15 protein-coding genes, 1 tRNA gene and 1 pseudogene are annotated in these 21,286 nt (G+C 37.4%); 3 read left to right on the top strand and 14 right to left on the bottom strand.

Annotated features, from left to right (window positions below):
• Positions 1-258: 258 nt before the first annotated feature.
• From F994_RS18015 to F994_RS04215, 7 genes and pseudogenes are all read right to left on the bottom strand, one after another.
• Positions 259-372: pseudogene (locus F994_RS18015) on the bottom strand (hypothetical protein); the annotation flags it as partial.
• Between the two features lie 56 nt (positions 373-428).
• Entirely contained in the window at positions 429-650 is a 222-nt protein-coding gene (locus F994_RS04240) for a hypothetical protein (RefSeq protein WP_004648874.1), read from the bottom strand.
• 160 nt (positions 651-810) lie between these two features.
• On the bottom strand, positions 811-2,181 hold the full coding sequence (locus F994_RS04235; RefSeq protein ID WP_004648873.1) for a hypothetical protein: 1,371 nt from the start codon (positions 2,179-2,181) through the stop codon (positions 811-813).
• Between the two features lie 134 nt (positions 2,182-2,315).
• Entirely contained in the window at positions 2,316-4,955 is a 2,640-nt protein-coding gene (locus tag F994_RS04230) for a bifunctional aconitate hydratase 2/2-methylisocitrate dehydratase (protein WP_004648872.1), read from the bottom strand.
• Positions 4,956-5,249: 294 nt separating this feature from the next.
• A complete protein-coding gene (locus F994_RS04225) occupies positions 5,250-5,519 on the bottom strand; it encodes a hypothetical protein (protein WP_004648871.1) in 270 nt (89 codons plus the stop codon).
• 154 nt (positions 5,520-5,673) lie between these two features.
• Positions 5,674-6,033, bottom strand: a complete 360-nt coding sequence (locus F994_RS04220) for a hypothetical protein (protein ID WP_004648870.1) — start codon at positions 6,031-6,033, stop codon at positions 5,674-5,676.
• Positions 6,034-6,190: 157 nt separating this feature from the next.
• Positions 6,191-6,267, bottom strand: a tRNA-Met gene (locus F994_RS04215).
• A 1,066-nt stretch (positions 6,268-7,333) separates the two neighbouring features.
• On the opposite strand from F994_RS04215, the gene F994_RS04210 reads away from it, so the two are divergent.
• Positions 7,334-7,543 (top strand): cold-shock protein, encoded by a 210-nt coding sequence (locus F994_RS04210; protein ID WP_004648869.1) that lies wholly within the window; start codon positions 7,334-7,336, stop codon positions 7,541-7,543.
• A 349-nt stretch (positions 7,544-7,892) separates the two neighbouring features.
• Here F994_RS04210 and F994_RS04205 read toward each other — a convergent pair whose 3' ends face one another.
• Positions 7,893-12,407 carry a translocation/assembly module TamB domain-containing protein gene (locus tag F994_RS04205; RefSeq protein WP_004648868.1) on the bottom strand — a complete coding sequence of 1,505 codons (4,515 nt, stop codon included), beginning with the start codon at positions 12,405-12,407 and terminating at the stop codon, positions 7,893-7,895.
• 22 nt (positions 12,408-12,429) lie between these two features.
• Positions 12,430-15,162, bottom strand: a complete 2,733-nt coding sequence (locus F994_RS04200) for an autotransporter assembly complex protein TamA (protein ID WP_004648867.1) — start codon at positions 15,160-15,162, stop codon at positions 12,430-12,432.
• Between the two features lie 177 nt (positions 15,163-15,339).
• Between F994_RS04200 and F994_RS04195 the strand changes: the two genes are divergently transcribed.
• Positions 15,340-16,662, top strand: coding sequence for an MFS transporter (locus F994_RS04195; protein ID WP_004648866.1), 1,323 nt, complete (start codon positions 15,340-15,342; stop codon positions 16,660-16,662).
• A 4-nt stretch (positions 16,663-16,666) separates the two neighbouring features.
• Positions 16,667-17,302, top strand: a complete 636-nt coding sequence (coq7, locus tag F994_RS04190) for a 2-polyprenyl-3-methyl-6-methoxy-1,4-benzoquinone monooxygenase (protein ID WP_004648864.1) — start codon at positions 16,667-16,669, stop codon at positions 17,300-17,302.
• Positions 17,303-17,366: 64 nt separating this feature from the next.
• Here coq7 and F994_RS04185 read toward each other — a convergent pair whose 3' ends face one another.
• The 5 genes from F994_RS04185 to F994_RS04165 all read right to left on the bottom strand — a co-directional run bounded on the left by F994_RS04185 (position 17,367) and on the right by F994_RS04165 (position 21,131).
• Positions 17,367-17,918 carry a DUF2799 domain-containing protein gene (locus tag F994_RS04185; protein WP_034696526.1) on the bottom strand — a complete coding sequence of 184 codons (552 nt, stop codon included), beginning with the start codon at positions 17,916-17,918 and terminating at the stop codon, positions 17,367-17,369.
• Between the two features lie 170 nt (positions 17,919-18,088).
• A complete protein-coding gene (locus F994_RS04180; RefSeq protein WP_004648862.1) occupies positions 18,089-18,544 on the bottom strand; it encodes a 2-amino-4-hydroxy-6-hydroxymethyldihydropteridine diphosphokinase in 456 nt (151 codons plus the stop codon).
• Complete coding sequence (gene folB, locus F994_RS04175; protein WP_004648861.1) at positions 18,501-18,881, bottom strand: dihydroneopterin aldolase; 381 nt, start codon at positions 18,879-18,881, stop codon at positions 18,501-18,503. The genes F994_RS04180 and folB overlap by 44 nt, the downstream gene beginning before the upstream one ends.
• 120 nt (positions 18,882-19,001) lie before the next feature.
• Entirely contained in the window at positions 19,002-20,300 is a 1,299-nt protein-coding gene (locus F994_RS04170) for an ABC1 kinase family protein (RefSeq protein ID WP_004648860.1), read from the bottom strand.
• Positions 20,301-20,357: 57 nt separating this feature from the next.
• Entirely contained in the window at positions 20,358-21,131 is a 774-nt protein-coding gene (locus F994_RS04165) for a HesA/MoeB/ThiF family protein (RefSeq protein ID WP_004648859.1), read from the bottom strand.
• Positions 21,132-21,286: the final 155 nt, after the last annotated feature.

Here is a 21,286-nt window from a genome sequence, read left to right as displayed (position 1 = left end):
TCAATACTTAGCATTTGTGGGGGTTTTATGTGCCGTAATACGTATACTTTCGGCTATTTAAAATAACTATTTAAAACACACTTGAAATGTAACTTTTTGCTTAGACAAAACTATAATATTCCGTAATATCAATCACAATAAACACTCAAGGGCTTTTGAATGCCTGAAATTTGAATAACGCTTAATTCAAAGACTACACATCAAACAAACAATGATTCATTTCATAAAAAAGCACCTTTCGATGCTTCTTAGATTTGTTCAGCTAAATAGCCCAATTGAAAATTGAATAACGACCGCATTTACAATATCGACAAAAAATGCACCTGTCAGCGGAATGATCAAAAAGGCTTTATGCGATGGAGCATAGGTATTGTAAGAAATCAAAACTTTTTGAGCATTGAATTTAAAAATAATTACTAAATAAACAATTAATTAGACTCAATGCCATACACCCAATTTTTAGCTTGTTTGTCTGTGGTCGTTTCACACACATAGTAATAGTCATCCCAAGAATCTGGATGAAAAATTTCGAGTTTTCGATAGATTACTTTTTTTGACTTCTCAATACATTCAAAGCTTTCACCTTGATCTTTCACGGCTGATCCGTTAAGAAATCCACCAATACATAAAAAACGCGCCTGTTTTGCCATTTCTATATCAACTTTTTAAATCATTTATCAATGTGGGGATTAAACGATTTATTACGTAAAGAGTAAAGCATAGAGAATGAAATTCTTATAGAGGTTTTTATCAAAATAATTAATCTTACTCAGATAAATAAGTATAATGAATAAAATTAATGATTTTATTCTAAATTCTTTTAATTATAGGATTTCCATCTAAATAAGATAAATATAAAGCAGATGATGACAATAATTTTAATAAAAATTTATTTACTAATTCTCTTAGTATGAGTGTATTTTTCCAAGCCTGATTAACATCACATATATCATTACCGTGTGCCGCATCATTTCTCTGTTGCCATGCTAATTTTTCAATATCAGATAGTAATAATGAAATGTCATTACAGAAAAAATCCATTTTATCTTTCTGTGAATAAGTATTCATATTTCCTATCTTATTAAAAAAAATCCTTTTCTGTTCATCAGTTAGCTCAAAATCTTCAATCTGTAATTCTAATTGCCTTCTTAACTGTTTAAAAACAGATTTATCTAAAATCTTACTATAACTAACTTTATTTATTCCCATATATCTAGCTTGTAATTTTTCAATCAAAGCCCCGTAATGTACTGCTGCAGTAATTGAATTAGAATTTACAGCGATCCAATATGTAAACAATATATTACCAAGATCATAATCTATATATTTAACATAAAATTCTTGAATCAACTTTTGAAATAAATTAGATTCTATAATATTGGAAGCCTGTAAACTAAGAGGACTTGGAAGTTGAAAGTTAATACTTAACTGTCCCCTCTCATTATCATTAATATTTTTGATATAACTAGAATGAGGAGTCATGTATTTATTAACTAAGGTATACCCATAAAAAATCAATGGACATCCTAAAAGATAGGAAATAATTTTTCTAATTTTGTCTCTCTTTTCTAATTCTACATCTCTTTTATACGTTATTATTCCTTTGTTCCCATCATTAATTTTAATTATAAGTATCTCATCTTCTTCAATTTTAAATTTAATACTATTCCTTGGTAGATGTTCATTATTTATTAAAGTTTTTACTAATTCATGATCTACCCCATCTAATTTATATATTCTTTTATGCTCTTCTTTCCATTGTATAGAATAAGGAAATATATGATTAACTTTAAAATTATCAACAAACTCTATTAAATACTCTACTCCTCTCAACTCATGACTGTCTTCAAAAACAATTTCATCAACTATAAATATATCAGTGTATTTAGGATTATCCCCCACTAAAGAGTGTGTTTGTTTTATTGGTAAAGCGTACATTAATATTTTTTGTTTTAAAAATTTATGTTCAAATATGATAAGGCTTTCATTTTTATCAATACAACCAGACCTTTCTTGAAAATCTAAACCCTGACTCATAACTCCTTCAACTTTTAATTTTAGTTTTTCTTCATCATCCCTATATAGCAAAAAATTTCCATCTTCTACTCTTAAAAACCCTTTATGAATACATTTAAAATCATTTAAATTGAAATCTAAGTTTTCCCATATACCGATAGACATATTAATACTCAAAAAAATAAGGGCTAATTAATCAGCCCTTAGTTTTAACTCATTTAATCTTAATTTTCAAAGCAAATCATAGATTTGCTCTTGTGCTAGGGAAAAGTCTTTCGGCTTTTCTTGATCCTAGCTCATTAAGTCAACTGAGCAGCAGCAATTTTCTTCGTATCAACATTCGCAGCAGCGTCAGTATAGTCGCCCATTTTGTCGAAGCTTAAGTATTGGTAGATGTCAGCAGACATGCTATCAATTTGAGCTGCATACTGTTGGTATTCTTCTGGCGTTGGTAATTTACCAAGTACAGCCGCAACAGATGCAAGTTCAGCAGAAGCTAAGTAAACGTTAGCGCCTTGACCTAAACGGTTCGGGAAGTTACGAGTAGAAGTCGATACACAAGTTGTGTTCGGAGCTACACGTGCTTGGTTACCCATACATAATGAACAACCTGGCATTTCAGTACGCGCGCCAGCTTTACCATAAGTATTGTAGAAACCTTCTTCCATCAATTGACGTTCGTCCATACGCGTCGGTGGAGCAATCCACAAACGAGTTGACAATACACCACCTGGAACTTTTTCTAACAATTTACCAGTCGCACGGAAGTGACCGATATTTGTCATACAAGAACCAACGAATACTTCGTCAATTTTAACGCCTTGAACGTCAGAAAGAAGTTTAGCGTCATCTGGATCGTTCGGGCAGCAAAGAACTGGTTCTTTAATGTCAGCAAGATCGATTTCATACACTTTAGTGTATTCAGCATCAGCATCAGCTTTAAGAAGTGATGGATTTGCTAACCATTTTTCCATGTTCTCTACACGACGAGCCATAGTACGCGCATCGCCATAACCTTCAGAAATCATCCACTTAAGCATGGTGATGTTCGAACGAAGGTATTCAGCAACTTTCTCTTCAGAAAGCGTGATAGAACAACCCGCAGCAGAACGTTCAGCAGATGCATCAGAAAGTTCGAATGCTTGCTCAACAGTGAGGTCAGTTTCCATTTCTGTTAAATCGATCTCAAGGATACGACCAGAGAAGATGTTTTTCTTACCTTTCTTCTCTACAGTTAAGTCACCTTGCTGAATCGCAACGTAAGGAATTGCATGTACAAGGTCACGTAGTGTGATACCAGGTTGCATTTTACCTTTGAACTTAACAAGTACAGATTCAGGCATGTCTAATGGCATAACACCAGTCGCAGCAGCGAATGCTACAAGACCAGAACCCGCTGGGAATGAAATACCAATTGGGAAACGCGTATGTGAGTCACCACCAGTACCAACTGTATCTGGAAGAAGCATACGGTTTAACCAAGAGTGAATAATACCGTCACCTGGGCGTAGTGATACACCGCCACGGTTCATGATGAAATCAGGAAGCGTGTGTTGCATTTGAACGTCAACTGGTTTTGGATACGCAGCTGTGTGACAGAAAGATTGCATAACTAGGTCAGCAGAGAAACCTAGGCAAGCCAAGTCTTTCAATTCATCACGAGTCATTGGACCTGTAGTGTCTTGCGAACCAACAGTCGTCATCTTAGGTTCACAGTAAGTACCCGGAAGTACGCCTTGACCTTCAGGAAGACCACATGCGCGACCAACCATTTTCTGTGCTTGAGTGAAACCTTTGCCAGTAGCAGCAGGTTGTACTGGAACACGGAACAATGTAGAAACTGGAAGACCTAAAGCTTCACGCGCTTTAGTGGTTAAGCCACGACCAACGATTAAGTTGATACGACCACCCGCACGAACTTCATCAAGAAGAACAGGCGTTTTCAATTCAGATTCAGCGATTTGTTCGCCAGCTTTGAATGCAGTTACTTTTGCAGCAGCATGATCAATCTTAAGAACGATTTCGTCGCCCATGTTCATGTTTGCAACATCAATTTCGATTGGCAACGCGCCAGCATCTTCCATTGTGTTGAAGAAAATCGGAGCGATTTTAGACCCTAAGCAGTAACCACCGTCTTTTTTGTTCGGGATGTGAGCGATGTCATCACCGAAGAACCAAAGTACAGAGTTAGTTGCAGATTTACGGCTTGAACCCGTACCAACAACGTCACCTACGTAAGCAACTTGGTTGCCTTTCGCGATCAATTCTTTAATTTGGTTTAATGGACCAACTTCACCAGGAACTTCTGGGTTAATACCATCACGTACGTTTTTCAACATCGCATTTGCATGTAATGGGATGTCTGGACGGCTCCAGGCGTCTTGAGCAGGAGACAAATCATCAGTATTCGTTTCGCCAGTAACTTTGAATACAGTCAGTTTGATTTCTTCTGGAACGTCAGAACGCGAAGTGAACCATTCAGCATCAGCCCAAGATTGCATAACTGCTTGCGCATTTACATTACCCGCTTTAGCTTTATCTGCTACGTCATGGAACGCATCAAATACTAAAAGTGTTTTTTTCAACGCTTCAGCAGCTAATTCAGAAAGTTCAGCATCATCAAGCAATGCAACTAAAGGTGCTACGTTATAACCACCAAGCATAGTACCTAGTAAGTAAACCGCACGTTCTTTAGTAATTAAAGGAGAAGTTGCGTCACCTTTTGCCAAAGCAGCCAAGAAAGCAGCTTTAACATAAGCAGCTTGGTCAACACCTGCAGGAACACGATTTTCTAGCAAATCAACTAAAAATGCCTCTTCACCAGCTGGTGGATTTTTTAATAGTTCAACCAAGTCAGCTGTTTGAGCATCATCAAGTGGCTTCGGTGGGACTCCGAGTGCGGCACGTTCTTCAACGTGTTGGCGGTAAGCTTCTAGCACGGTGTTATTCCTCTTTTTTAAAAAATTACTTATGAATTCCAGCTTCTTTCGAGCTTCACAAGTAATATGGACAACTAAATTTTACTAAAAATCTAGTTAAAAGTTAATGCAGTAGCGGTGTTTCTTCGTGATGCTCATTATTTTGTAGCTAAATGATGCCTTTTTGATTAATTCACGACCGATTTAGCTCTAATTTACACCTTTAATAGGGCAGCAATTAACTTTTGACTAGAATTTATACATAAAAAAGGCAACCTAATGTTGCCCTTTTTCTAAAAAGAAAAATATTCAACCTTAGTGTACTGTCGTTGCATGAATATATTCACGCAAACTCTCACGACAACCCTCAAATTTAATCTGAATTTCATCTTCATGCAGCATAGCATGCTCTGCGCTGGCAAATGAAATATGAACTTGATAAAGCTTCGTTTCTTGATCAATTATATGTTGAATATAAACTTTATCACCTAAACTAAGCACATAGTGACTTCCGCTAATTATTACAACGCCCTGTTCATCTTCTAAGAGCAAGTCTGCATGGTGTAGATACCCCACAACGTCCATTGATTACTCCTTATCTTTCGTTATTCATTGGATTATTCACTATTCAGATATGCTTTTCTATAATTATGATTAATTGAAATGTGACAATTTATTCTTAATTTGCTTAGGCTATTTTTAGATCATTCAAGACTACTCAAATAAAAAAAACCGTTCCTTAGAACGGTTTGTAATTAGGTAATTTGTCATGCGGTGTCGCAATACATTTTTCTGTAATTTTTTGCTTAAACTGATTACGACTTGCTTCTGGATCCGTATCAATTTCAGCGAGTGGAAATGCATAGACTTGTTCAATAATATCTAAGATGAATGTTTTTGTGGTTGCATCTTCAATTTTATCAGCATGTTCTAATGCAGCTTTCTTTTCAATTGCATTTTGACGGTCAAACATAATCGTATTTGCCGCATTACCAACGCTCGTACAATACCCTTTCCACTGTTCTTCAAGTGTTAATGGCTTTTTTTCAGCACATCCAACCAAAGCAACCAATGCAATTAAAGTGAATAATTTATTCATGAACATTCTCCTATTCTTCATATCATAATCAAAGTTCATAAAAATACGAAATCACTCCGCCTTGATATAAGAAAAAAATAACAGTTTAAGCTTAAATTCAAGGCATAAAAAAAGCCTAATCTGTGTAGATTAGGCTATAAACTTGATATTCTTTCGTTGGTAGCGGGAGCTGGATTTGAACCAACGACCTTCGGGTTATGAGCCCGACGAGCTACCAGACTGCTCCATCCCGCATCAACGAAGTGCCTTTATACGCCCTAAACATTAACAAAGCAAACTTTATTCAACTTTAATTGAAAATTAATGCTTTTAAACCGGTTTAAGCATGACTTAGAAGTGAAATACATGATTATATGGCTTGTAAAACGAATGTTGAATTATTTTAAATATCTTTATTTAGGTGCGAATAGACCACTTATCTAACTCAAAAAACCTTCAAATCATTTATTGTTTAGGAATAAGTACCGTCTTATTCAATCTGCGCAATTTAAAAAACTGCACAAACAATGACACTAATTTAAACAATCCAAAATCGGCAAAAAGCTCAGGTTTTCATACCCAACATTCAAGCGATTGCACTTTACTTGTTTTGTACTATATATAGCTTATTTGAAATGTCGTGCAGAGAGAGGAAGAAATAGCTTCCAATATGATGCTCATGAATCAACAATTTTCTAATAGTACTTACTCCCCATTTAGACTTTATACATTTCACATAGTGGTTAGAAAGTACTTTATGCAAAAAATTTAATAATGAACTATTCGATATTCTATGAGTTGTTTAAATCTACAAGTGGGTAAATGAAACGATAGATAAACTATCAGCTAGCTACACCTTCGCACCCTAATTAACTTAAAAATAATGTATTTTCAATATCCTATCATCATATATACAATACTTTTACCTGCCCTAACGTGAATTATCCACACAGTCTAAAAACAATATAAGCAGTATTTCAAACGCACGATTCATTTCTAATCTGTTGACTTCGACTCATCTGCTGCCTAAAAAGACAATCAGAACAAAAATGCAAACTATTGATTTTTATATTTTAAAAAAGTAAAACTAAAATATTAAGCATAAAAAACAAAAAAAGTTATAAATTAAGTTGCATATTCTTATGTATATGTATATTATTCTTCTCAACTAGAAAAAAGTTTGTTCTGGTAAATCTTCTCTTATTTCGCAGTTTTAGTCATAATCCTTCGTTTTTTTCAGATTTAAAGTTCCATTCTTATTTTCAAGTTAACATCGGTTTTTTAGTAAACCAAAAAATATTAAAGTTTATAGGATTGTATTATGTCTAATACTGTTAAAGGTACTGTTAAGTGGTTCAACGAAACTAAAGGTTTCGGTTTTATTCAACAAGAAAACGGTCCTGACGTTTTTGCTCATTTCAGCGAAATCGCTAACTCTGGCTTCAAAACTTTGACTGAAGGTCAGCAAGTTGAATTCAGCATCACTCAAGGTCAAAAAGGCCCGAATGCTGTAAACATCGTAGCACTATAATTTTAAAGCTATCCTTACATCAGTAAGGTAGTTTAAGATTAAAAAAACGAGAGCTTAGCTCTCGTTTTTGCATTTCTGGAATTTATAAACATACCTATCCCCTCCAGACTCACTCTATCCTTCTTGATCAAACAAGTTGATAGCTCTAGTTTAAAGCCCTAACACTAGACCGAGCTGCTCACCATATAAAATAATCCTAATAACTTTTAATTTAAGATCTGAGAGTTGCGATTATTTTCTTAAATATTGATAACTTGCCTAATTACAGAATATAAAAAAGCCCACCTTTTAATGAGCTTTAATACCAAGTGAATGACAATCACTTTAAATGAGTGTACTTCTTACAATCCTAGAAGCGCCAATTATAGAAAACGTCAATCGCTCGTTCCAAAGATTGACTCGCCTCTAAATATAAACGTTTATTCATTTGATAACGCAAGGTCAATTTATTGACCGGAGTAAAGACACCTACACCATAACGGATAAAGAGATCTGGCGTGAGATAGCCAGTCACACTGACCTGTGTATCACTGCCTGTTCCCTGAGCATCAAGTGCCAAGCCACTCAGGCCAAAAGTACGACCAATTTGATTGGTTAAGGCACGTGTCCCCCCCAATCCCATACTAATTCCAGCAGCAGCAATCGTATTATTGACATCGGATTTAAAGCCCTCTGTTTGGCTAATACCACTGGTGCCTTCATTAATACGACCCGTAATTAAAGCATTTAAAGCTTCTTGCTCAGATAAGCCTGCGTCGTTATAGACCTGAATATTCGGGCTTGTCGCAGTTCCTGTAACGCGAACGCCAACTGTGCTGCCTTGTACACTCTTATTGGCATCAATATCTAAAGTTGGGTTGTACAAAGGCCCATTGAAACGTGCAATCGCTCGGTTCAAATCTAAGCTTTGTCCATACGCCTCAATTTTCACCCTTTGGCTTACACCAATGGCACCATTGGCACGCATTGCAGTTTCAAGCCCACGTTGTGATAAATACAAACGTCCAATTAATGGAATACGGCTATCAAAACCTTGGAAAATAACTTGATTCCCCAAATTAACCATAAGATCTGCACGAATATCCCATGGTCGAGCAGACTTTAATATTGCGAGCTGGTCTTGCCCTTCATGAACAATACGTACATCTGATGAGACATTGACTACAGGCGCTGAAGCTTCAGGCATTGAAATTAAGGCACGCGGAACCTCAACCTTACCATTTAAGGTTAATTTTTTACTCAATGGCAAGACATCTAAAGTTAAATCAGGTGTAACGACTGCCGTGATCAATGGTGCTTGACGAAGAAGTAAATTCTGACCTTTTAAGTGCAATTGAATACGCGGATCATTTTTCCAATCCACATTCCCAGTTAACAAACCGACACCTCGACCGCTATTAAATGCTCCGTTAATACTGGCATGATCTTCTCGAATCGAAGAGTACACCTGAATATTATTGAGATTCACGGGCAATGAAATCATGCTGATTGCACCATCTTTAAGGCGCATTTCACCATTGAATAAAGGCTGAGTTAAGGTACCAGAGATTTTTCCTGCAAAGGATAAAACTCCAGCAAGTGACCGGATATCTTGAATAAAGGGTTTAAAGACTTTAAGTTGCACTTGATCAAAGGCAACTTCACCACGCATGGGTTTGCTGTCTTTATAAGGGTCAATAATGACATTGGCATAACCTGTACCAATTTCAGGTGTTTTAACATCTAAACGAACCTGCAAACCTTCCGATACACTTTTCGCAATTAAAGCAATTTCGTTATAACTTAGTGTAGAACCCATATCTTGCGGATCTTCTGCGGCCAAGCCAATCACACCATTGCGTGTCACTAATCTGGCATCAATTTTGGGTTTCGCACCTTGAACCCATGCCGCTTTTGCATAACCATTCACTTTGCCTGTAATGGCCAAACCTTCTGGCATAAATGCAGCAAAATCATTTAAATCGACATTTTGGGTAATAAAAGACACATTACCTTTGGTTTTACTGACACGAATAGGTTGATCAAAACACAATTGACTTTGCTGACTTGACCAACAATGTGCACCGACCAATAGTTCTGTTTTGGCTGAACTGTAAATCACAGATGCATTTTGACGCTGTACTAAACGCGCACGTAATGAGTCAAAATCACCTTTTTGAATTTGGCCCAACCAATCATTTTGTGCATTAAAACCACCAGCCAATTGCACATAGAATTTAGAAATTCTGTTTTCTGCTTGAACTTTTAATATATGCGCTTTGCGTGTACCCGCCAGTGAAATTTCACCTTGCCTAATTTCACGCGAACCACTTCGTAAACTTTCCATTTTTGCAGTCAGTAACGTAGGAGTAAGTTCTGAAGTCGGTAATTGACCTTGTATACGTAATTTTTTAATACTGACTAAATTACTAAAACCAAAATCATCTACAGCAAAATTTGCACTTGCTTGTAATTTGGGTTGCGATTGCACATTTAAATACCCATATGCACGACCACGAAGTCCACCATAAAGTTCATATAATGCTGGTGCATTTACTTTTAATCTTAAATTTTGCGCATTACCGGTCGCTTGAATTTGATTTTTTGCATAAGCCAAATACAAATTATTCGCTTCAAATTGTTGCGGCAAGAAACCCTTTTGATTGGCATTTAACACAACCGCCAAATTTCCTGTGCCGCGAACAGGTTTATTATTAATCACACCTGCTAAATTTAATTTTTCGATATTAATCCGCTTTAATGTGTCTGACCAAACACCTTGTGTTTTAACATTACCAGACAATTCACCGCGCACACTTGAAACAAAATAATGGGGTTTAAAACGCACCAAGGATGCATTTACATTCCAACCAATGCCATTTTTAAGATCAACCAAACCACTGGCAAAGATTTTCCCTGCAACACCTGAATGCTGTAATTCAGCAATTTTAATTAACTCTGGCGTGCCAGAAACTTTGAGTTTCAGCAACCCCTGACTGACTGGAATCTGACTAGCATTGAGTGCACCATCATAATTCACTGCAAAACTTTTAAAAGCACCACCTGATTTTTGATCATGAAATAAAATCGCTGCGGTACTACGTCCAGTTAAACGAACCGTTTCACTCTTATTTTGCTGTGCCAAACGACCCGTTAAATTAATTGCATCTAACTGAATAATCTGTTGATTTGGCTTGGCAAAACCATTGGCTTTGACCTGTCCATTGATTAAGTTTACAGGTGCAGCATCCAGCACGATTTGCGGATTAAAATCTTTTGCATTTAAAACAGCATTCCACTTCAATTGATGCTTGTCTGAAGGTAACTCGACTTTTGCACTTCCATTTAAACTGCCTTTACCTGCGACATAACTAAAACTTGGGACATTTAAATTATTATTTTTAAGGTTTAACTGTGCTTTATATAAACCTTCCGGCAAGACAGCTTTATCGTGTTTAGTAATCGACGTTGTTACTTGAATATCTTGCTTACCTTCAACCAAAGCCAATTTAACATCGCCTGATTTACTGCTGAGCCATCCCACATAAGGTACGGCGCGATCAATATTTTTCCAAGCTACATCCAAGAGCATTGGATTCGGCTTTTTACCTTTTTGCTCGGCTTGATCCAGTTTTAAATTCCATGTTTCATAACGGTCAAAATCCACCAATGCGGTTAAATGCATGCCTTTTTCTAAACGGCCTTTGGACGCGATTTTTGCATCAAGACTTGGCGGTAAAAAATCCTGAATGACCAATGGAATCAATTTATCTTTTGGATTTATTTTATCTACGCGCCCATTTACATCCCAAGTCACATGGTCTTTCCAACTGACAACACCAGCAACATTTACGGCGCCTTTCATCAGTTGACCGTTTAAATGCGTAATATCCAATTGATGCACTAAATCGGTATGCATAGATGCATTGTATTGACCTTGTGGAATATTTTTACCACTTAAGTCTGTTGTCACATCTAAATTTAAACGCTCAATATCACCATTAAATTTAGCTACGCCATCTTTACTAAATAGCTCTTGCTCAGTGATTAACGGCCAATGATATTTTTTAAACTGCAACTCACCAAACATCGGAACATGTTTGCGTACAGGATGTATCACCGCCCAACCTGTTAATAAATCAGGCGTATTTGTCGCAACACCCGCTTGTATGGTATCTAAAGTACCTTTCGCTACAACTTTGATATCATGAATATTAAGCGTTTTATTCAATGATGGAATATTCAAATCAGCAACAGCATTTAAAGGGTATTTTCCTTCAAACTTCATCTCTCCCGTTGCATTTTTAACTGCTAAATATCCCATATTCATACGGGAATCTTCAAACTTAAGTTCTGTGCCTGACCAGAGTGCATTATTTAAATGAATATCATTAAATTTTACACTGGCAGATGAGGTCTTGATCACCAGATGGTCTAGATCCGCCGTATCTAAACGTAAAACAAAAGGTAAACGGATTTCACTAAATTTAAAGGGTTCATCACTCGGTGGATGCTTGGTGATAATTTGTAGATTACGCACGTCAGCACGATTCAGATGAATTTCTTTTTTAAGGATCGCGCGCCAACCCAAGCTTACATCGGCGCGATCAATTTTAACGTCAACAGGTTTTAACGTGACTAAGATATTTTTTAAAATAATGCCGTGTAAAAGATTACCGCCTTCATATTCATAATGAATAATTTTTTGGCTTTGTAAAACACGATCCAGTAAAAATTTACTGCCTTTATCAGTCGTGAACATGACAGCGAAGGAAGCAACAAGCAAAACCAACACTATAAGCAATGTGAATAACACACTTCTCATAATACGACGTTTTTTAGGTCGAGGTAATTCTGTTTCTGGTTGCTGTTCTACTTCAGCCATAATGCTCTCTAAAACCTAAAATCTATAATTGTGGACCAATAAAGAAATGGATCCGTATTGGATGACTATCATCGGAAATACCTGAAGCCACATCGATACGAATTGGGCCAATTGACGATGCCCAACGAACCCCTAAACCGACACTATATGCTGTTGGCGTACTAAAATCTTGATCATAGGCATTCCCCACATCACTAAATATAGCTGCACGCCAACCTTCTTTGAATTGATAGTTATATTCCAAAGACCCGACAGCTAAAGCTTGCCCACCAATTCTAAATCCATCTTGCTCAGCAGCTAAACTCTTATAATCAAAACCACGAATACTTTGATCACCACCCGCAAAATAACGCAAATTATAAGGAACTTTACTAAAGTCTTGTGCAAAGATATAACCTAAATCACCACGCCCGACAAACTGATGGTTATCATTTTCACCCAATGAATAGATAAAACGCCAACCTGCATTTACAATGGCCATATCAGCATCGGACAATAAGGTTTCACTACCAAATTCTGCTTTATAGGTTTGCTTAAAGCCTTTACTTGGATTAACCCGTTTATCGCTGGTGGTACGTGACACTTCATAACCAAACAATAATGATTGTTGTTGTTCATTCTTATTTACCAAGAATGCTTCTGGAATTTGAGAAAAATCAACCAAACCATCTTGAGTAATACGGTCGGAACGGAAGCGTAGACCAAAGGCGTGTTGCCAACTTCCACGAGGATTTTTAATCACCCGATCCACACCCGCAACGGCAGACTCAATCATCAAGCCCATGCCTTGAGCTACCCCTTCACGTTCTTCACGCTCATAACCACCAACCAAACTAATATAGTCATTTAGTGGATGGTTATATGGAATATTATAATGACCATCAATAGACTGACGAATTTGCGATAATTCTAAGTTGGCATCAAAGGAATGACCACGGCGATTCACAATAGCGCGGCGATACTGACCACGTAAACGCACCCCAGTGTCTGAACCAAAACCCGCACCCATTTCAGCACTATTTAGACGGTCAGCATTCAATGTCACAATGACAGGAACTTTCTTTTCTGCACGTGCTTGGGCTTTTAAGCGATCTTCTTCAGTTTCTTTGTTTTCTTGCTCTACCCGTAATTGACGTAAATTCTGTTCGCTTTGAGCATCGGTCGTGCCTGCAAACTCACGTTCATTTACCACAGACTGAGTGACTTCTTGGGACGAAGCAACTTTCTTTTTATCCTGAATACTGGCATCACTTTCTGATATTTTTTGCTGATCAACCAAAGCTTGAATATCGGGTGCTAATTCTAACGGTTTTTCGATTGGATCTGGTCGTACTGCATCAACCAAGGTGTAATTAAAATAACGGGAGTTGGTTAAGTTATTTGCCAAACCATTAACACGCCAAAAAGCATAATCTGCACCATCTTGCCAAGACACCATACTTTGCAAGACATCTAAATCAATTGGAAAGGGTTTCGATGGATCACTCATCCGAAATTCAACAGCGCCTAGTTTATAGCGCTCACCTGTTTCATAGCGTAAATTGATATCTGCTGTATCTTGCGGTTGAGCAATTTTTACATCGTGTAATCGCCAATAGCTATCAAAGAAACCATTATTGCTTGCTGCTTCTGTAATACGTGCTTTGGTCTGTTCATATAAACCATGATTAAAAACATCACCGACTTCTTGATCGGGCAAAACACGAATAACTTGGAATTGTGATTCATTCTGACCCGCGCCACTAAATTCAACATTCTGTTGTTTAATTTGCACGGGTGCATTCGGCGTTACTCGAACCCGAACACGATTTTCACTGAGTTTTTCAAATTTAAACGTCGCATTATAAAAGCCAACAGCCTGCGCTGCTTGATTAGACAATGTTCGAAGCTGTGGCAATGCTGAAGGAAAATCACTAAATGATTCTTGGGTAAAACTGGACAGCTTGCCCTTCATATTGGCTTTTAAATTCTCTACAGCTTGAGTATAGGCTTTATTTGAAATATCACTATTATTTTCTGTCGCATTAATCACAATATCCGCGCTGATACGCTGCACTTTTGTCGCACTTAATTGACGTGATGGACGTATTCTATAGAACCAGCGCTTGAAAAAATTCGGCTCTTCTATTTCATCACCATCAGTTGGGCCTAATTCAGGTAATGTTGTTCCAGACTCATTGGCTTCAACAACAATTTGACTGTCTGCTTGAATACTTGTGATTAACCGATCAACATTCACAGGAGCTTGATTAATTTCAACTAACTCTTGCTGAGTTGCATCAGAAACCATGACCTCAGAAATTTGCCCTGCGCGATACTGTTGTGCTTCATTTTTCGCACCTTCTGCCACACGAAAAATTTCATCTGCCATCGCTTGATTGACAGGTTCTATCGGTAGTTCTTCTAGCGCTTCAAATTCAATCGGTTTAAATTCAGCCAAAGGCTGTATGGCTTGCTCTTGTTGTTGCAGCATTTGCAAACTATCAGGCTCGGACTTTTTTTCTGGCAAATTTTCAATTTTTTCTATTTCTTCAGTACTATTCAAACCTTGTTTAACAGCTTCACTCTTGAGTTGTTGTTGAAATTCTGCTTGAGTGGTGATTGCATTTGGCTGTGTCACTTGTGCAAAACTTTGTTGCGCAAGCAAGCTTAAAAAGAGACTTAAACAGAATCGTGTATGTTGATCATTCCACTGTATGATGGAATGGACACTTAGTGTAAGAGTCGACTGTTTAAAATCCAGTTTTGAAAGCATAAAAAACTCTAAACTCGTATAATATTTATAATGAAAATGCCCAATGAAAGCTTGCTAACAAGCTCAAATCTATTGGAATTTTCACTAAAGTATAGGTTAAAAACATCATACATGATTTTTATCGCGTTTTACCAAATGCTCACATTTCTTAATAAAACTTAATGAAGTCCAGAAACCATGGAAAAAAATGAACATCTTTTAGGCACGCGTCGATTTTTACCGATGTTTGTTACTCAATTTTTTGGTGCACTCAATGACAATGTCTATAAACAAGCGCTGTTATTGGTCATTACCTATGGTTGGATTAATCAACAAAGCGCAGATGTAAGTACGCTGAATAATCTCGCAGCCTTATTGTTTATTTTACCCTATTTTATTTTCTCTGCGACAGCTGGACAAATTGCCGACAAGTACGAACGCTCACAACTTGTACGTGGCATTAAAATCCTTGAAATTGGGATCATGTTGATTGGTTCGGCTGGCTTTATCCTCGGTCATTTATGGCTGTTATTATTGGCTTTATTTTTAATGGGGACACACTCCACCTTCTTTGGGCCAATTAAATATGCCATTTTGCCTGAAATTTTAAAACCGAATGAATTGATGTCTGGAAACGCATTATTTCAATCAGGGACATCTATCGCAATTTTACTGGGAATGATTTTAGGGGGTGCAGTTATTTCCACATCACAAGGCAATCTCATTTGGATTAGCTTGACTGTGGTGATCATTGCCGTTTTCGGTTATTTCTCAAGTCGCTTTGTATTAAAGCAAAATGTCACGTCGCCTGATCTCCAAATTGACTGGAATTTTTTTAGAACCAGTTTTCAAACCTTAAAATATGCCAAAAGCTTACCGATTATCTTTCTCATTTTACTGGGCAATTCTTGGTATTGGTTTTATGGCGCAACGTATCTCACCCAAATTCCACAACTAACACAACAAAATTTACATGCCTCTGAAAATGTGGTCAGTCTACTTTTAACCTTTTTCTCTGTCGGCATTGGTGTGGGTTCATTATTGTGTCGCAGAATTGGCGGTTCAGAAGTGAATTTAAAGATGGTGCCTCTTGGTGCAACGGGTCTAACTGTTTTTGCTTTTTATTTGGCTGCAAGTTTAGCTTTTGTTCCCGAACGTACAGGTGAAATGCTGGGTTTAAAAGATATCTTTACCCAAGGCTTAAGTTATTACCATGTCATGCTTGCTGTGACATTACTGGGCATTAGTGGTGGTTTTTATATCGTACCGCTATACGCCATGATGCAAGCCTTTTCTCCACGCTCACATCGTGCACGTGTGGTGGCAGCAAATAACATTTTAAATGCGGTATTCATGGTATCCTCTGCTGTATTTTCCATTATCATCTTAAGTATATTCAAGATTGATATTAAAATACTTTTTAGTATTACTGCTATTTTAAGTGCCATTTTCACGACATGGCTTTTGTTTAAACTCAAGCCTATGCTTGCTGCACATCAACAAGCTGCTTTAGAGGATTAATTTTATGCGTCAATATACCGGTATCGACAAATTTATTCATTCATTTGACCAAGCGCTACGCAGCCTCGTTCCAGGAACAACCACTGCACATCGTGAAAATCCAAGCAGTGATGTTGAAACAAAACTAGCCGTGAGTGAAGCACGTCATGTTGCGGGCTTAATGCGCGTCAATCATAGCGGTGAAGTGTGTGCGCAAGCGCTTTATCATGGTCAGGCACTGACTGCGAAATTGCCGAATGTACGCCACGAAATGGAACAAGCGGCCGTTGAAGAACAAGATCATTTGGCTTGGTGTGAAGACCGTTTAAAAGAGCTCGACAGCCATACCAGTTTACTCAATCCTGTATGGTACGGACTTTCATTTGGTATGGGCGCACTTGCAGGCATTGCCGGTGATAAATACAGCTTAGGTTTTGTGGCTGAAACTGAACGTCAAGTGAGTTTGCATTTAGAAGACCATATTAAACAGCTACCTGCACAAGATGATCGTTCACGTAAAATTTTAGTGCAAATGAATGAAGATGAATTACAGCATAGAGATACCGCGCTGAATGCTGGCGGTGTGGATTTACCCGCGCCTGTACGTATTACCATGACTGCAATTTCTAAGCTCATGACCAAGACCAGTTATTATATTTAAGTGTTTTGCGCATAATAAAAGCCCACATTATTGTGGGCTTTTTAATGAATCATAAAAGTAAAATTTACAATCTATTTTGGCGTTTAAAACGTTCTAATTTACGATCAGCTTCATAATAATTAAATTCAACTCTGTCTTGTTTAATTCTTAATTCTTGAATTAATTTACGATATTTGTCCCGATTTTCGGGGCTTATTTTATCATCAAGGAGCGCTGTACGATAACGCTCTAAATTATCTAACAAATCATCTTGTTGTTTTTTAGCATGATAATATTCAGATGCCACATCATAATAGGGCTTTAATTGGCTGCGTTTTTCTAAAGGACACACACTGTAAGAGCCTGAGCCTTTTAATGCCTGATTAAATATATTTTCAGCCGTACAATAATAACTTAAACCGCGTTGATAGCCTTGCTGATAAAGCTGTTGATTAGGCTGAATCCCCGCTTTTTGACAGGCCTTAAAATATCGATCAATGCGACTCACGTGACCTGAACTGCCATCAGATTCACCAACAGAAAACCATTGTGCAGTATGACATTGTTCTACGCTCATACTGCTACAGCCTGTCAAAAACATGACCATGGTGATGCCTAAAAGTTTTATCTTTGTCATCTTGCTGTTCTTTATATTCATAGAAACACTTTTTTAAATAGCTTGAAACATCAAACAAGTCTAGCCGTTCATAGATTTGTTTCAATGAAATCAATCTATATAAATACTATATGATTGATTGAGAAGACTGAATACCAAAGACTATAGTCAAGCAAAGGAATTGATGTTCACTATGAACTGAGATTAGATTTAGTTAAATGCACAATGGGATAATCAATAGCAGCATCGTATACAAAAATTACATGCTTCCAAACATCTTGCATTGGAATTTTTACGTCTAAAGCTAAGGGTAATTTTTTCGGATTAAATTGCATGTGTTCTAAATCTATCCCCCAAGCAATCAAATCGACATCTAAGGAAATAAAATGGGATGGACGTACACGACCTGAATCTGTTTCCATTTTCTTCAACAAGTGCATGATTTCGTCAACATGTAAATGAGACTTAAGCAAACAGGCAGCATTCCAATAGTCTGCCCCAATCGCATCTCGACATGGCATTAAATAAATTTCAGAGAATTGAACCTGCCCCATTTCAGCAATCTGGGAAAATGCCTGCTTAAAATGTTGTTCAGGATGGCAATTACTCGCCAGAGCTAAGGCGAATATCGTTTCGGTGGCGTTCAAGACGAATTCCTACAGAATTTGCTTGCGCGATAATGGCAGGCTTCCTGATCGTAATCATAATAGATTCGACTGCGGGAAAGGTAGTAAAAAGTGCATTTAGAACAAGTTTTGCTGCATGTTCGATCAATTCTGGCTGTGCTTTTTGAATCACAGTAGCTGAAATTTCGCAAATTTCCGCATAATTCAACGTATCTTTCAATTCATCCGAATTCGATGCTTGCTCTAAATTGGTCTGAATCGTCATATCAAGCATTAAAGGCTGAATAATTTGACGTTCCCAATTAAAACAGCCAACCACTGTTTCAACTTTCAAACCTTCAATGATAATTGCGTCCACATTTTTACCCTTAACAGATTTTGACTTTTTTAATCCCTCCCAACCTCCCTTTAAAAAAGGGAGGAGCTTTTAAGTCCCTCTTTGAAAAAGGGGGATTTAGGGGGATTTTCTTAAAACAACTTAGTTTTTTAACAACACATTCGGGTCAAGTGTTTGCACCATTTGCAAACGCTGGTCTGCATAAATATCGGTATACGGTGCAAGAATGCGCATAAAGCGATCGAAATACAGCATTTGCTTAAATAGCAATGCGAAATCACGTGGGAAGCGAATACCATGACGCTCACCGACACCCACCATATCCATCATAATATCGTTTAAATCGGCAGGATTTGAACTTAAAATTTGCTGAGGATCTGCCATTAATACACCACCAAATAACCGCTCTAAATCCGCTGCTAAAACCTGAGTATCAATTTTCTTATCCGTCATACCCATTTTCAGCATGTTTTCTGCCATCAGGTTGTAATTCGTTCTTTGCAGTGCATCCATAAATGCAATCGATGCAGTCCATACAGTTGGATTTAATTGCCCAACGATACCAAAATCGATAAAACCGACACGACCATCTTCAAGCAACATCAGATTGCCTGCGTGTAAGTCAGCATGGAAACTGTTACACATCATCAGGCTACCAAACCATGTATTCATGGCTGTAATTAAAACCTGAGATGGATCTTTAGAGACCTTTTTGACCACATCAAAATCAGTCAAAGGCACACCATACAAACGCTGCATGGTCAGCACACGACGTGTTGAATATTGATGATAGACTTTTGGTGCAGTGGCTTTATTGTTTTGAGTGACATTCAAATAATTGACAAAATCATCTAAATTTTGTGCTTCTTCAATAAAATCAACTTCACGTACCATACGAGTTTTAATTTCATCGACAATATCTGCAAGTGATGCAAATTTGACTTTCGGCACAACTCTTTCTAAAGCCTTGGTTGCCCAATGCAAGACATTTAAGTCAGTATAGAGAATAGTCTCTACGCCTGGCTTTTGCACTTTAATCACCACATCTTCACCGCTTACCAGTTTCGCTGCGTGAACTTGTGCAATCGATGCTGAAGCTAAAGGTTTTTCTTCAATCGAGGCAAAAATTTCATCTAAATTTCTACCTGCAAATTCAGAGGCTAAAACCCCTTGTACATAACTAAATGGCAATGATGGTGTTTGATCTAAACAACCTTGAAATTCTTCAACATATTCACGTGGAAATAAGGATGGCGTACTGGCAATAAACTGCCCAAGTTTAATATAGGTTGAACCTAAAGATTCAAAAGTTTCGCGCATCAATTTTGCGTTACTTGGTTTTTCAGTGGCGTATTTAATGCCCGCTTTTGCTGCAATGACAGCTGTTTCCCCAACTCGGGCAACTGAACGCAGTCCATCTAACCAGATATTGTTTTTCATAATGTCTAAGTAGAATTAAATTGTAGTGAGTGTAGCAAAAAATATGGTTTTGCAGGACTATCTTGCCTGACAAACCAAACAATCTGTATCTTTTGCAAAACTAAGTAAGCGTTGTTTCATGCTTAAACCATCCCAAAGCAATAATTTTTGCTTCAATGGAGTTTTAGCTAATCCTAAATAAAGCAAGGCATGATGGGCTTGTAAACTCGCCATGACATTTGGCGTTGTCGCAAGTACGCCTGAATCTGCACAACGCAAACTTTCGTTTGTATGTTCTTCTTTTGGAAATAAACACTCATAGCAAGCAGAATCTCCTTCTACCATAAACAATTGACCTTGAAAACCTATAGCTGATGCACTAATTAAAGGAATATTTAATTGTGCACACGTTTGATTAACCAGATAGCGAGTGGTGAAATTATCACAACCATCCAAAACCAAGTCTTGAGTAGAAATAAGTTGTTCTGCATTGCTTTCATCAAGTTTAGAAGTATAACTTTCTATGCGAATATGTGGGTTAATTTGCTTTAAGCGCTTCGCGAGTATTTCAGATTTATAGAAACCAATATTTTCTTCCACATAGGCTATTTGCCGTTGTAAATTGCTCATTTCAATGGTGTCGGCATCAATCAAGGTGATTTGTCCCACACCTGCGCGTGCTAATAGTTCCGCACTTGTACAACCTATACCACCACAACCAACAATAAGAACATTGGCTAGTTTAAGTTTTTCTTGTGCTTCTATATCCCAACCATCAAGCAGAATTTGGCGTGAATAAAGGTGCATTTCATCATCATTTAACTCTAAGTCCATGTCGAGTAGATTAGTCACTAAGTTGTCCCACTTGCATTTATTGATTTAAAACCTGTTCAGATTATAAAGGATATCCTCTTTCTATTCTGTAGAAGTCTTTGACAAGCCCCCTTTTTTACCCCAATATTCCAAGTACTCTTTAACAGCCCTATAAAATCAAGAAGTTATGATCT

Origin of the sequence: Acinetobacter bohemicus ANC 3994 (genome assembly GCF_000367925.1) — a bacterium.
In the GTDB taxonomy this organism is placed as follows: domain Bacteria; phylum Pseudomonadota; class Gammaproteobacteria; order Pseudomonadales; family Moraxellaceae; genus Acinetobacter; species Acinetobacter bohemicus.
Note: the sequence above shows the minus strand (reverse complement) of the source record. Positions and strands in the feature narration are given on the sequence as shown.